Source organism: Bombiscardovia coagulans, assembly GCF_002259585.1.
GTDB lineage: Bacteria > Actinomycetota > Actinomycetes > Actinomycetales > Bifidobacteriaceae > Bombiscardovia > Bombiscardovia coagulans.
In genome coordinates this window covers 129,920-144,116 of sequence record NZ_MWWS01000002.1, presented here as the reverse complement: position 1 = coordinate 144,116, position 14,197 = coordinate 129,920, and the positions used below count along the sequence as shown (strand labels likewise).

The window sequence follows — 14,197 nt, the reverse complement described above, 5'->3', positions numbered from 1 at the left end:
GCAGAAGGGGCGGGGCAGCAGCTCCGCCCCTTTCGTTATCGTTTGCTTATATTATTACTTTTGCGTTGCGGGGAGGCAGCTGATGACTGCAGCTACTCAATTCCATACGACTAAGCCACATATGTTGAAAGAGTCGAAGGTTTATCAGAGCCGAACGTTAATGGGAGGCTTATCTGGTTTTGAATCTCCTATTGGATTAGATAGACGTGACCGCATTGAAGCCTTGCGAACTGGTGATATTGGATTCGTTCATTCGTGGGACATTAATACTTCTGTGGACGGTCCAGGTACCCGAATGACAGTGTTTATGAGCGGTTGTCCCTTACGTTGCCAGTATTGCCAAAATCCTGATACATGGAAGATGCGAGACGGTAAGCCCGTCTATCTGCAGGCTATGATTGACAAAGTTGCCAGGTATGAGGATCTTTTTACAGCGACAGGTGGAGGAATTACTTTTTCTGGTGGCGAGTCAATGATGCAAGCCGCCTTTGTGTCCCGCGTGTTCAAAGCTGCAAAAACAATGGGCATACACACCTGCTTAGATACATCAGGCTTTTTGAATAAGAGCTATACGGATGAGATGATACGAGATATTGACTTGTGTTTGTTAGATATAAAAGCTGGTGATGAGCAAACATATAAGGCAGTCACAGGAGGCACACTGGCGCCCACCATTGAATTTGGTAAGCGTTTAGCAGCTGCGGGATCAAAAATTTGGGTTCGTTTTGTTTTAGTTCCAGGATTGACAGATTCTGAAGAGAATGTTGAGAATGTAGCACGAGTATGTGAACAGTTCAAAGAAGCTATAGAGCATATCGATGTTTTGCCCTTCCACCAATTAGGTAGGCCCAAGTGGCATGAGATGCGCATTCCCTATCCACTTGAGGATAAGAAGGGGCCTTCACATGCCTTGCAAGCAAGAGTTAAAGGCCAATTGGAGTCGCATGGCTTTGTGGTATATTAGTTTCTTTTATCGTGTGAGCTAAGCTTATGTGTTGTAGCTAGTCCTTCAAGAGAAAAGAGGCGGGTAGGCAGTTGGCTCAGGACCACAAACCAAAGCTCCTAGCAGAACCAGGGGGAGGGGTTCCCCCGGTAATCGATACTATATCCAGCTTTCAATCGTTTTGTTGTGAGTACGCTCAATCTGAAGGCCCCATAGCAGCTGATGCTGAAAGGGCTTCTGGCTTTCGGTATGGACAGCAGGACTATTTGGTTCAGTTTAAGCGGTCAGGAGCCGGTATAGCTTTGGTTGATCCGGTAGCAATACGTCAACAAGGTGGTTCTTGGAGTTCTTTCAATACTGCTATTGGATCTGCTACATGGATTATTCACGACAGCAGGCAGGATCTTCCTGGTTTTCTAGACTTAGGTTTGCAACCAAAAGCGCTGTTCGATACTGAACTGGCTGCTCGCATGTTAGGTTTGCGGCACGTGAGTTTGTCTGCTGTAACGGAGCATTATTTAGACATCACCCTAGCTAAGGAACATTCTGCGGCTGATTGGTCATACCGTCCCCTTCCTAGGGACTGGCGTAATTATGCAGCCTTAGATGTGGAATTACTTATCGAATTAGAAGATGCCATGCGTGAGGACCTGCGCCATCAGGGTAAGGAAGAATGGGCTGATCAAGAGTTTGAGTGGCTTATGAAGGTGGGTGGTGCACGAAGAGAGCCAGGTCCTCAACCTTGGAGGCACATTTCCCATATAACCTCCTTGAGAAATGACCGTGTAGGTTTGGCCGTCGCTCGGGCCTTATGGATCAAACGTGATCTTCTGGCAAGGGAATATGACATTGCCCCCAGCTTACTGTTAGCAGACAGCTCAATTATTGAGGCAGCTCGTTTAAAGCCACGCAACGGCAGAGAATTTCGTTCTATCCGTTGTCTCAACGAACGGGTACACATGCATAACGGTGGTGAGCAGGACAAGATGTTTGCTCGGTATGCACCCATTCAACGAAATGTTAAACCATCTGTCTGGAAGCAAGTTATCGTTGAAGCCTTACACCTGGATGAAGATGAGTTGCCAAGGCCGCCTGAGCGGCAACCTGATCACAGTGAAGAGGGTAAAGGACCTCGTTCTATGAAAATATGGAAGCGCCACCCTGATAGGTATGCGCGCTTATGTGCGGTACGTGAAGCAGTAGCAGCAATTGGGCAAACCTATAGTATGCCAACAGACGTCATTATCAAGCCTCAGTACCTGAGAGACTTATGCTGGACTGATGAGCCGCATGAAAGGGATGTGGAAGCTTTTCTGCTCGAGGAACATGCTCGTCCTTGGCAAGTTTCGCTGGTGAGTGAGTCCGTAAGTCGAGCTATGATGTAAAGGTTGCTGAGTTAGCAGAAAACTTGCAAAGACCGGCAGACCAAACGGTTGTGATGAATTGGAGCGCAGCGTGAAAATCAGCGTTAGGAATCTTGAGCCTACCAAAGTAAGGCTTACCATTACTGTCGACAATGACGAATTCGAGCCTTATTTAGATGAGGCTCGTAAAGAAATTGGTAAACAGGTGAATGTACCTGGTTTCCGTAAGGGACACGTACCTGGGAAAATCATCGACCAGCGTATCGGTTTCTCGACTGTAGCTGGTGAGGCAGTCAACTCTGGAGTGCCAGATCTGTATTCCAAGGCTCTTGCTGAAAAAGAGCTGCATGCTATGGCACAGCCACAAATTGACATCAAGGATATCCCTGAGTCATCCAAAGGTGATACGAAGCTAAAGTTTACTGCTGAAGTAGAGGTGCGCCCCCAGTTCGACCTACCTGATATCGAAGGTATGGAAATTGAGGTGGCTAAGCCAGAAGTTACTGATGAAGATGTAAATAAGCGCTTGGATAACCTACGCCAGCGATTCGGAACTCTTGTTTCAATTGACCGTCCGGCTCAGACTGGAGATTTCGCTTCTATTGACCTGGAAGCTGTTATTGATGGAGAGAGTGTTGACTCCCAGCAAGGTGTTTCCTACGAGCTCGGTTCTCAAACTATGTTGGATGGGTTGGATGAAGCTCTGGACGGTCTGTCTTCAGGCGAAGAAACTACCTTCGAAGGTACTTTAGAAGCTGGCGAACATGCAGGTGAAAAAGCTCAGATTAAAGTAAAAGTTAACTCAGTAAAAGCGGAAGAACTACCTGATCTTGATGATGACTTTGCTCAGGAAGCCTCCGAATTCGACACACTTGAAGAGTTGAAATCTGACGTGCGCAAACAATGCGAACGGGATGCTGAAGGTCGCCAAGCTACAGATGCTCGTGATGCTTTTATTGCTAAGCTGCAAGAAGGAATTGATATTCCAGTTCCCAAGGGTGTTAAGAGTTCCATGGTTGAGGACCAGTTAAAAAATGCCAATAAGGGTTCTGAAGCCGCAACCGACGACGAAAAATCTGAAATCGAGAAAAATGTAGAGAAAGAGTTGAGAGACCAAATGGTCTTAGACGCTCTTGCTGAGAAGATGCAGGTTGAGGTATCTCAAATTGATGTTACTAACTTCTTGGCATCAATTGCTCAGCAGTACGGAATGGATCCATCGGCGTTTATTAACGCAATCGTCCAGAATGGTCAACTAGGCTCTGCTGTACAAGAGGTAGGTCGTTCTAAAGGTATGCTGGCAGGTATGAGGGCTGTCACCTTTAAAGATACCGATGGCAATGTTCTAGATCTCTCTAACTTCTTAGGTCAAGATGAGGCCGAAGCAGTGGAAGAGTCAGAGAGTGTACAAGCTGCTTCAGCTGCAGCAGCTGTCGCTGATGAAATTGCGCATTCTGATTCCTCTAAACAATCGCAGGAAGAAGACTAAAAAGCTGCGAAAGTGGTAAGTGAAAAGGCCGTGTCTGGTGCCAAGTGGGAAGATGTGTCTGCTGGAGCAACCAGATGCGGCTTTTGCGCAACTAGCACAACGAGCAACGTGAGTCAGCATGAGGCGGTAGGCTCGTAACATGAAAAGTTTATCAAAGGAGACACGGTGAGTAACACTCCTACAGTTATGCCTGTTATGGAAGATGGAGAAGTTTCTGCACTTCCTGATCCTATCTTCAACCGACTGTTAAAAGATCGCATCATCTGGTTAGGTGATGAAGTTAAGGATGCTAACGCCAATGTCATCTGTGCTCAAATGCTGATGCTGGCGGCGGAAGATCCTAGTAAAGATATTTGGCTGTATATTAACTCCCCAGGCGGTTCCATTACCGCTGGAATGGCTATATACGACACCATGCAATTAATAGAGCCAGACGTTGCTACAGTGGCGGTAGGTATGGCAGCTTCTATGGGACAGTTCCTTCTTTCGTCTGGGACGAAGGGGAAGCGTTTTATTACTTCACATGCTCGTGTGCTTATGCATCAGCCGTCTGGTGGTGTCGGAGGAACGACTACAGATGTACGAATCAACGCTGAACTCATTATGGACATGAAAAAAACTCTTTCCCAGTTGACTGCCGACCAAACCGGGCACTCTTTGGAAGAGATATACAGAGACAATGAGTATGACCATTGGTTCAATGCGCAAGAGGCTTTAGAGTATGGCTTCGTTGATAAGATTGTGACCACTCACGGCACTATGCGCGCTGAGGAGGGCAAGTAAACATGGCATCTGAAGAAGCACAGTTCATTGCGAGGGCACAGCGGTTAGCTGGTCCAAGGTCTGTATCGGGGTTGAGCCCTGAAAATCGGTATGTGCTGCCTCAATTTGAGGAGAAGACACCATACGGTCTTAAGCGGCAAGATCCGTATTCTAGACTTTTCGACGACCGTATAATTTTCATGGGAGTGCAGGTGGATGATACATCTGCTGACGATATTATGGCGCAGCTGCTGGTTTTGGAAAGTCAAGACCCAGACCGTGACGTTATCGTTTATATCAACTCTCCAGGCGGGTCAATGACTGCTATGACTGCGATTTACGACACGATGCAGTACATCAAGCCTGATGTTCAGACAGTTTGCTTGGGGCAGGCTGCTTCAGCTGCTGCGATTTTGCTGGCTGCAGGAGCTCCAGGTAAACGTTTAATCTTACCAAACGCTCGTGTGCTGATTCATCAGCCCGCTATGGAACAGAATTTCGGCAAGGCAACTGAAATTGAAATTCAGGCTAAAGAAATGTTGCGAATGCGCTCGTGGCTGGAAGAGACTTTAGCTAAGCATACTGGTCAGGATGTCGAGAAGATTCGAAGAGATATTGAAGTTGATACCATCCTCACAGCTCAGGAAGCTAAGGAGTATGGAATGATTGATGAGGTTCTGCAAAGCCGTAAGTAATCGCACTTTTTGAAGATATCTTCATGAGGCCCTTGGGTGGGATTTCTGCTCGAGGGCCTTTACTTGTCTTCAATTGTGCTTATGCACATTCTCCTCGCTATATGAGAATTAGGTGAGCGTTCCGCGTAATATGGTCTAGGAAGCAAGTGGGAGGGGTGAAGGTATGGGTCGCGTTGTTAATTACAATGAAGGACTCTTCCGTTGTGATTTTTGTGGTAAAAACGAAAAACAGGTGAGGAAACTTATTAAAGGGCCATCGTCGGCTATTTGCGATGAGTGTATTGCGTTGTGCGTGCAGATACTTGACGAAGAGAAGGCTGAAGATATCCATGAGGAAAGTTTTGCCTTACCGACCCCCAGTCAAATTGTTCGGTATCTCAACCATTTTGTAATAGGACAAGAAGCTGCCAAACGTACACTGGCCGTGGCAGTATACAACCACTATAAGCGTATCAACATGGAACAGGAACGGGTCCTATCTCGTTCTGGTGTAAAGGGACACTCCAGTGACGGAACGCCAGATAACACAGGTGGCTACGACGTTGATCATACTGATTTACAGCCTCCTGCTTTGGACCAGGTCGAGGTGGATAAGTCTAATATTTTGCTTTTAGGGCCCACTGGAGTCGGTAAAACATACTTGGCACAATCGTTGGCCAGAATCATGAATGTGCCATTTGTGATGACAGATGCAACGTCCTTGACTGAGGCCGGGTATGTTGGTGACGATGTGGAAACAGTGCTGCAACGTCTGGTTCAGGCTGCTGATGGTGACCTCCAAAAAGCTCAGCATGGAATTATCTATATCGATGAGATAGATAAAATTGCTCGAAAATCTGGACAAAACACTTCAATAACCAGAGATGTTTCTGGAGAAGGGGTTCAGCAGGCATTATTGAGAATAATTGAAGGAACTATTGCTAAGGTTCCTGTGGATGGCTACCGCAAACAGAGGGATCAAGAAAGTGTCCAACTTGACACGAAGGGTATTCTGTTTATCTGTGGAGGAGCTTTCGTAGGATTAGAAGATATTATCCAACAGCGGTTAGGATTGCATGAATCTGGGTTCTCAGCTGTTCGTCAGCATCAACAGGTAGACAAGGAACGTTTGTTGCAGCAGGTTAACGCTGATGATTTGGAGAATTTCGGACTTTTACCGGAGTTCATAGGCCGTCTACCTGTCGTAACTACTTTGAATAAGCTGAATACGATGCAACTCAAGCAAGTGCTAGTAGAACCTGATAACGCCTTAGTTAAGCAATATCAGAAGATGTTCTTAGACGATGGTGTTGATCTAGTCTTTACTGATGCTGGACTTGATCGAATATCCCAGCAAGCAATGTCAGCTGGAGTAGGAGCTAGGGGACTCAGGTCTATTATCGAAAAAACTCTAGAAAAGACTATGTTTGAAATACCAGAGTTGAATGAGGTTGATCGAGTAGTTGTTGATGATCAAGCGGTGGATGGTTTACGACCTCCACAGTATTTTTCTACAGCAGGACGGGACAGTGATGGTACACGTCGACAAGTGGCGTGAGAGTAAAAAGTTGTGGGGTGGCTACTTGATGATTATCGATGACTGCAAATGAGGAGAGGTGATGGGTAAACGCAAGGCTGTTGTTGTAACACACCAGAGAATTCGTTCTGCAGCGATAGTGACAGAAGCTCTCAAACAACTGGATAGGGCAAGCTTCCAAGTTTCAATAGTAGATAACAGCGAAGCCCCTACTTTTGGTCAGTCATATCGCCAGGTAGATGATGATACTGAAATAGTCATCGTCTTAGGTGGTGACGGTACGATTCTCAGGGCTGCAGAACTGGTTAAAGGTACTACTGTGCCAATTCTGGGAGTTAACCTGGGACATGTGGGTTTTCTTGCAGAATTTGAAAGCTTTCAGATTGCGGAAGCTATAGCTAAAGTAGCCGAGCGTGATTACTCCATAGATGAACGCATGGTAGCGCATGTTGATCTGTGGTTACCCGGCGAAGACAAGCCTTTAACCGACTGGGCGCTGAATGACATGACAGTTGAGCGATATGATCGCGGCAAGATGATTCAAGTTACTATCAGGGTTGATGATGTGGAGATGAGCTCCTACGGTTGCGATGGAGTGATAGTAGCTACACCTACAGGTTCCACCGCATATGCCTTTTCTGCTGGCGGCCCTGTTGTATGGCCTGATGCGCAGTCTCTACAAATGATTCCTATTGCAGCGCATGCGCTCTTTGCTCGCTCTCTGATTATTGGACCGTATTCAACATTTACCATAGGCTTGATGGAGGATTCGCCTTCTGACGGCTGGATCTGCTGTGATGGGCGCCGGCAGTTATTGCTTCCCCGTGGTTCTTCAGTACAGGTTCGACAATCTCATGATACTTTCCGTCTTGCCAGACTTTCTGGGGTATCGTTTACACAAAGACTTGTTAGTAAGTTTGATTTACCGGTAGTAGGTTGGCGGGAACAGAATCATCGTTCGTCGACGCCCGCTAAAAGTGGGGAGGGTGCCTGATGTTGGAAGAGCTAGAAGTGCGCAATTTAGGTCCTATCCATCATGCTCGGTTTACGCCAGCTTCTGGTATGACAGCTATCACTGGAGAGACAGGAGCTGGTAAGTCTATGCTGTTGAACGCACTTGGACTTATTTCGGGTGCACCGACGCAAGCGGCAAGGGTGTCTCCTGGGCAGGATTCTAGTTGGGCACAAGGTGTTTTCGAATTGGTAGACTCATCTCCCATCCTCAAAACTATAGAGGAAACTGGTATAGAACCAGAAGACGGACAACTGTTTTTGACTCGGTCAGTTCCAGCTGAGGGACGGTCAAAGTCGTTGATTAATGGGCACACGGTGCCTCGCTCGCTACTGCATGAGTTGAGCAACCGGTTAATAACTATCCATGGCCAGGCTGACCAGTTGCGTATGGCAGCGCCGGGGAAGCAGAGAGACTTTTTAGATACTTTTGCAGCTGACAGTGCGGAGCTCAATGACTACCGTGATGCATGGCAGCGTCTGCAAGAGGTAGATCATACATTAGCCGTCTTACAGGACCAACAAGCGTCTATAATCCAACAGTCTGATTATCTGAGGCAGTCTGTAGAACGTATTGACCAAGTAGACCCTCATCCAGGCGAAGATGTAGAACTGCGTGATCAACGAGATAGAATTGAGCATGCTACCCAAATTCTGCAAGGTATAACGGGTGCCTTAGCTGCTCTAGATGCTTCGCAGTTGGACGGAGAAGCTGATAGTCCTAGTGCAACGGAATTGATTGAACAGGCCTTACAATCTTTGCAGGGCATAACTATTAACAGTCTTTTTGAAGATGCCATAGACCGTTTACACTCAATAGCTACAGATCTTTCTGATGTTGTCTTTAATCTAACCCAGCAAATTGACATTGAATCGGATGCAGCAGATTTAGATAAAATCAATGACCGTATTCACGAATTAGATACAATAAAGGGACACTGGGGGCCGACACTTGAAGATGTACTCAAGTGGAGGGAACAAGCTGCATACGATTTAGAAGATATGGATGCATCTCCACAGAGAGTTAAGGCATTGGAAGAAGAACAGCAACAAGCCCGGCAGGAAGCCTTGCTTGCAGGACGAAAACTGTCCAATAAACGTAAGCTGGCTGCTGTTGCCTTAAGTAAAGCGGTGAATGCAGAGTTGAAGTCTTTAGCTATGGACGGATCCCGGCTGGACGTGCTGGTCAGCCAGCGTTCAGACCAATATTTAAACGCCCACGGTTTAGACGATGTCAGCTTTCTATTTACCCCCTTTCCAGGTTCACCCCAGCTACCAATGGGTTCAAGTGCTTCAGGAGGCGAATTAAGCCGTTTGATGTTAGCTATGGAACTAGTTGCGGCTCAGTCTGCCAAGCAGGAGACTCAAGTACGATCGAGAGATCGCATGACATTTATATTTGATGAAGTCGATGCAGGCGTGGGTGGTAAGACAGCAGTTGAATTAGGTAGACGATTGGCCCGCCTATCTCAGGATGCTCAAGTCATCGTTGTGACCCACCTTCCTCAGGTAGCTTCTTGGGCAGACAGACAGTTTGTGGTAGCCAAGAAAGTTGAGCAGGGGAGTACCCAAACTAGCGTAGATGAAGTGAGTGGAGCATCACGCGAGAAAGAGATAGCGCGTATGCTTGCGGGTAGTGAATCAACGACGTCCTTGCGGCATGCCAGAGAGCTTCTCGAATCCAGTAAAAACAAGTAAAAATAAAGGTTAATTACTTGACAGACAAGATGGTAAGCAAAGCAGGTCTAGGAAATAATACCGGAAAAGGTGTTATTTTCGACTTGGATGGGACTCTCTTAGATTCTATGGGAATTTGGCAGGAAATCGACAAGCGTTTCTTTGCTCGAAGAGGAATCGAAATACCAGCGGATTACGTTTCTAGGGTAGCTTCTATGCAGACTGATGCAATTGCTGCATACACTATCAGTCGATTTGGTTTACATGACAGCATTACAGACATAGTTGATGAATGGAATGAGGATGCTCAGGAGTTTTATGCCACAGTAGTTAAGCCTAAACCATATGCGTTAGATTATGTGAAGGAGCTTAAGCGCAGTGGTGCACTCTTGGCTGTTGCGACGAGCTTACCGCCGCGCTTGAGGCAGGCTGCTTTACAACATGCTGGTCTGGCAAGCTATTTTGATTGTGTGTGTAGCGTAGATGATGCTCACAGCAGTGGAAAAGAGGAGCCTGCTATCTACCTTTATGCGGCACACCAGCTGGGCTTACCAAAAGAAGCTTGCACAGTTTTTGAAGATATACTTGTTGCAATCAAAACCGTCCGGTCGGCAGGAATGAAAATATGGGCAGTATATGACGAATCTTCCCAGCAAGATTGGGAGGAGATTAAAAAAATAGCAGACGGTGCTATATCTGATTTTTCTCAAGCACCACTACAGTTATAACCGTAACAAAATCAAACTAGTACCGTAATGGAATAGGCCGCCAGTGTTGACTCACTGGTGGCCTATAAGTTCTGCTATCACATCTCGTCTCTGGTCAAAAGGTGAAACTGGTTACTAAGCTTTACTCTAATTCCAAAGAACCAGTGTAGAGTTGGTAATATTCGCCTTTTTGAGCGATAAGTTCTTCATGGTTTCCGCGTTCGATAATACGTCCGTGGTCTAAGACCATGATGACATCAGCATTTCGTACGGTCGATAGACGGTGAGCGATAACGAATGTTGTGCGACCTTTCATTAGATTATCCATACCTTTTTGGACGACTTCTTCAGTACGAGTGTCTATCGAAGAGGTAGCTTCATCTAAAATCATGGCTGGAGGGTCAGCCACTGCAGCTCTTGCAATCGAGATAAGCTGGCGTTGCCCCTGGGATAAGCCTGATCCGTCTCTCTCGAGCACAGTTTGGTATCCTTTGGGGAGCATGCGAATGAAAGAGTCTGCATTGGTTAGTTTTGCCGCAGCAATACAGTCTTCGTCAGTTGCATTGAGGCGACCGTAACGGATGTTATCAAGCACCGTTCCGGTGAAAAGATTAACGTCCTGTAAAACGATTCCAAGTGAACGCCGAAGATCTGGCTTATTGATGTTTTTGACATCAATACCATCATAAAGAATTTGCCCTTCTTGAATATCATAGAAACGGTTAATCAAGTTAGTGATTGTGGTTTTCCCTGCACCGGTTGCTCCAACGAGAGCCATCTTCTGGCCTGGTTTTGCGAACCAAGTGATGTCGTGGAGCACTGGCTTGCTGGGATTGTAGCCAAAGGTTACATCGGTAAAACGCACATCACCTTGCACTAAAGTGTATCGTCCGTCTGCTGATGTAATTGCTTCTTCTTTGGCTTTCAATGCGACTTGTCGTGCAGCTCCTTTGAGCTTGGCGGCAGCTGCAAGAGATCGAGTTCCATCGTCATCAGCGGCACGCTTCCATGCCCAGTGACCGGTTTCGTGGTCTACTTCGTGCATGGTGTGACCGTCAGAATCTACCTCTACGCAGACCAATTGAACGCTACCATCATTGCTTTCTATAGGTTCATCCATCATGGCAAATATGCGTGAAGCTCCTGCCAAAGCCATCATTACCATATTGAACTGCATAGAAACCTGTCCAATTGGGTTGATAAATGATCGAGAGAGTGTCAAGAGAGCAATAATTGCTCCTAGGGTTAGAGGACCGGAACCTGCTAGCCCAAAGTCGTTCCACCCCAGTATCCCGGCTATTCCACCCAGAATAGCAAGAATGATGTATAGCATATAACCCATGTTGCCTACGACAGGCATGGTGATGTTGCCGTATGTATTGGCTTTTGAGGAGGCTTCAAACAGTTCTTCATTGCGTCGGTAAAAATCTTGTGCAGTGGCTTCTTCATGATTAAAGACTTTGACCACTTTTTGTCCGTTAACAGCTTCTTCAACAAATGAATTCACTTGGCCGATGGCATGCTGTTGTTTAACAAAATACATTCCAGATCTGGTGACAATCCGACGAACTATTACAATAAGCACGGCGGTAAAGACCAGTGTGAAGAGACTGAAGGGTATCGATAGCCATAGCATAGCCGCCAAAGCAGCCAGTGCAGATACAATGGATGAAAACATCTGTGGGAAGGACTGGGAAATAGCCTGTCGTAATGTATCTGTGTCATTGGTGTACAGGCTCATTGTGTCGCCATGGCCGTTTGAATCAAAGTATCTAATAGGGAGCAATTGCTGGTGGGCAAACATGTGATCCCTAATGTTCTTTAATGTCCCTTGTTCTACTTTCACAACGAGCCAAGACCAGAGCCATGAAGCAAACGTACCCACTAAATACAGACAGCACATCACTGTCAACATAATGATGAGAGGCTTCCAGTCGGGATTTGTTACTCCAACCAAAGGCAAAATATACTGGTCGATAAGTGTCTGGAGGAAGAGTGCTGCTGCGGCCTGTGAAGCAGCTGACACAATGATGCAAATGACAATAACTGCAACCTGCCATTTGTACTCGAAAATGTAAGAGAAGAGACGTTTTGTAGTACCGGGAGTGGCTTTTTGCATAGCTTGCAGGCCTTTGGTTTGCGAAGGTACATTGCGCTTGCTCATGTTTACTCCTCCTCCTGGTCTTGGTTGCGGGTCTGAGACACATAAATTGATCGATATTCTTCACAAGTTTCGAGTAGCTGCTTGTGGTTGCCGCAATTGAGTATACGTCCCGAATCCATAACAACAATCATGTCGGCCTCTTCAACGGAGGCAACTCGTTGTGAAATGATGATCTTGGTGGTGCTCGGTATCTCTTCCCGGAATGCGCGACGAATGAGTTGATCAGTTTTGGTATCAACAGCAGAAGTTGAATCATCTAAGATAAGGATTTTTGGTTTCTTTAAGAGGGCTCGAGCTATGCAAAGACGTTGGCGCTGTCCACCTGATACATTCGATCCGCCTTGCTCAATATAGGTGTTGTACTTGTTAGGAAACTCTTGAATGAAAGAGTCTGCTTCTGCTAGTGCACAAGCGTGTCGAATTTCCTCGTCGCTTGCATGTGGATTGCCCCAGCGGAGATTGTCTGCAATTGTGCCACTGAACAATATGTTTTTTTGTAACACCATAGAGACTTGATCCCGCAAAACTTCTAAGTCGTAGTCACGTACATCGAAACCACCAACTTTAAGAGATCCTTCACTGACGTCGTAAAGTCTGGCAATAAGCTGGACTAAACTCGATTTGGCTGATCCTGTGCCGCCTACAATTCCAATAGTTTGTCCTGAAGCAATATCTAAATTAATGTCATCTAGTACAGGTTTTTCTGATGAATCTGAATAACGGAAGCTGACATGGTCGAAATGCACGGAGCCATCAACCACAGTCATGCGAGGGTGCTCAGGGTTGCATACTGTGCTCTCTTCAACCAAAACTTGATAGATTCGTTCAGCAGAAGCCTGTGAGATAATAATCATGACAACAATCATGGATATCATGTTCATAGCCATGAGAATTTGTAAGGTATATGTCACTAGGGCTGTTAAATCACCAGTTGTTAAGCCATGTGCAGCGTTATTGCCAGAAGCAACAATTTGCTGAGCTCCCATCCACGAGATAAGAAGCAGAACTGCATATATGCAAAAATTGAGCAGGGGAACAGTAAAACTTAAAATGTGCTCGGCTCTACAAAAAGCTCGGTAAATGGACATGGATATACGTCCGAATTTCTTATCCTCGAACTCCTCGCGGTTATATGATTTTACGACTCGGATTCCTTGTACATTCTCTTCAACGACGTTATTTAAATTGTCGTAGGTGTGGAAGATCTTTTCGAATATAGGGTGAACCCATACCGATAAGCCAATGAGACCAAATCCTAGGATAGGAATGACAAAGAGGAAAATCATGGAGATTGAATGGGAAATACGGAAGGAAAAAAGCCAAGCTACGATGACCATGATAGGAGCTCTTACACCTATACGAATGATCATCTGATAGGCATTTTGCAGATTAGTAACATCCGTAGTTAACCGAGTGATGATAGATCCCGTTGAAAAACGGTCAATGTTGGTAAAGGAAAAAGATTGAACTTTATCAAACAGGTCGTTACGCAAATTTTTAGCAAAACCTGATGAAGCGATAGCTGCATACTTCCCAGACATAAAACCAGAAAAAAGAGAAAGAAGAGAGCAGGCAAACAGGATAAGACCAAACTTCACAATATTAGGCATGGATTGGGCTGAAACGCCATAATCAATCAGGGCTGCCATGACAGTGGGAATGGCAATCTCTAATATGCTTTCAACACACACATATGCCGGTGCTAACAAGCTTGCTTTGGTATATTGACGTAGAGAACGTAAGAGAGTGCTGATCAGGTGTCTTGGTTGGCTTGTCTGATTTCTGACTACCACGCCTGTTTCTTCTGCGGTATCGGTCACAGTCCCTCCGTTTTCTACGTAATCTGCGTGTAGAATCTCCACTGTAGAT

General features: G+C 46.0%; 11 protein-coding genes. 9 read left to right on the top strand and 2 right to left on the bottom strand.

Annotation, left to right across the window (positions count from 1 at the left end):
* Positions 1–82 precede the first annotated feature (82 nt).
* The 9 genes from pflA to BOCO_RS00715 all read left to right on the top strand — a co-directional run bounded on the left by pflA (position 83) and on the right by BOCO_RS00715 (position 10,185).
* Positions 83–964, top strand: a complete 882-nt coding sequence (gene pflA / locus BOCO_RS00755) for a pyruvate formate-lyase-activating protein (protein WP_094722201.1) — start codon at positions 83–85, stop codon at positions 962–964.
* 71 nt (positions 965–1,035) lie between these two features.
* Positions 1,036–2,328, top strand: a complete 1,293-nt coding sequence (locus BOCO_RS00750) for an HRDC domain-containing protein (RefSeq protein ID WP_094722200.1) — start codon at positions 1,036–1,038, stop codon at positions 2,326–2,328.
* Between the two features lie 70 nt (positions 2,329–2,398).
* Complete coding sequence (gene tig / locus BOCO_RS00745) at positions 2,399–3,796, top strand: trigger factor (protein WP_094722199.1); 1,398 nt, start codon at positions 2,399–2,401, stop codon at positions 3,794–3,796.
* A gap of 186 nt (positions 3,797–3,982) precedes the next feature.
* Positions 3,983–4,579 carry an ATP-dependent Clp protease proteolytic subunit gene (locus tag BOCO_RS00740; RefSeq protein WP_094722247.1) on the top strand — a complete coding sequence of 199 codons (597 nt, stop codon included), beginning with the start codon at positions 3,983–3,985 and terminating at the stop codon, positions 4,577–4,579.
* Positions 4,580–4,581: 2 nt separating this feature from the next.
* A complete protein-coding gene (locus BOCO_RS00735; RefSeq protein ID WP_094722198.1) occupies positions 4,582–5,253 on the top strand; it encodes an ATP-dependent Clp protease proteolytic subunit in 672 nt (223 codons plus the stop codon).
* Positions 5,254–5,416: 163 nt separating this feature from the next.
* Positions 5,417–6,790 carry an ATP-dependent Clp protease ATP-binding subunit ClpX gene (gene clpX / locus BOCO_RS00730; protein WP_094722197.1) on the top strand — a complete coding sequence of 458 codons (1,374 nt, stop codon included), beginning with the start codon at positions 5,417–5,419 and terminating at the stop codon, positions 6,788–6,790.
* Between the two features lie 61 nt (positions 6,791–6,851).
* Positions 6,852–7,763 (top strand): NAD kinase, encoded by a 912-nt coding sequence (locus tag BOCO_RS00725; protein WP_094722196.1) that lies wholly within the window; start codon positions 6,852–6,854, stop codon positions 7,761–7,763.
* Entirely contained in the window at positions 7,763–9,478 is a 1,716-nt protein-coding gene (recN, locus tag BOCO_RS00720) for a DNA repair protein RecN (RefSeq protein WP_094722195.1), read from the top strand. The genes BOCO_RS00725 and recN overlap by 1 nt, the downstream gene beginning before the upstream one ends.
* Positions 9,479–9,507: 29 nt before the next feature.
* Positions 9,508–10,185, top strand: coding sequence for an HAD family hydrolase (locus BOCO_RS00715; protein WP_094722246.1), 678 nt, complete (start codon positions 9,508–9,510; stop codon positions 10,183–10,185).
* A gap of 121 nt (positions 10,186–10,306) precedes the next feature.
* On the opposite strand, the gene BOCO_RS00710 is transcribed toward BOCO_RS00715, so the two are convergent.
* Together BOCO_RS00710 and BOCO_RS00705 are read right to left on the bottom strand one after the other, a co-directional pair.
* Positions 10,307–12,328 carry an ABC transporter ATP-binding protein gene (locus BOCO_RS00710; RefSeq protein WP_094722194.1) on the bottom strand — a complete coding sequence of 674 codons (2,022 nt, stop codon included), beginning with the start codon at positions 12,326–12,328 and terminating at the stop codon, positions 10,307–10,309.
* A 2-nt stretch (positions 12,329–12,330) separates the two neighbouring features.
* Positions 12,331–14,148: an ABC transporter ATP-binding protein gene (locus BOCO_RS00705; protein WP_094722193.1), complete on the bottom strand. Its 1,818-nt coding sequence runs from the start codon at positions 14,146–14,148 to the stop codon at positions 12,331–12,333.
* Positions 14,149–14,197: the final 49 nt, after the last annotated feature.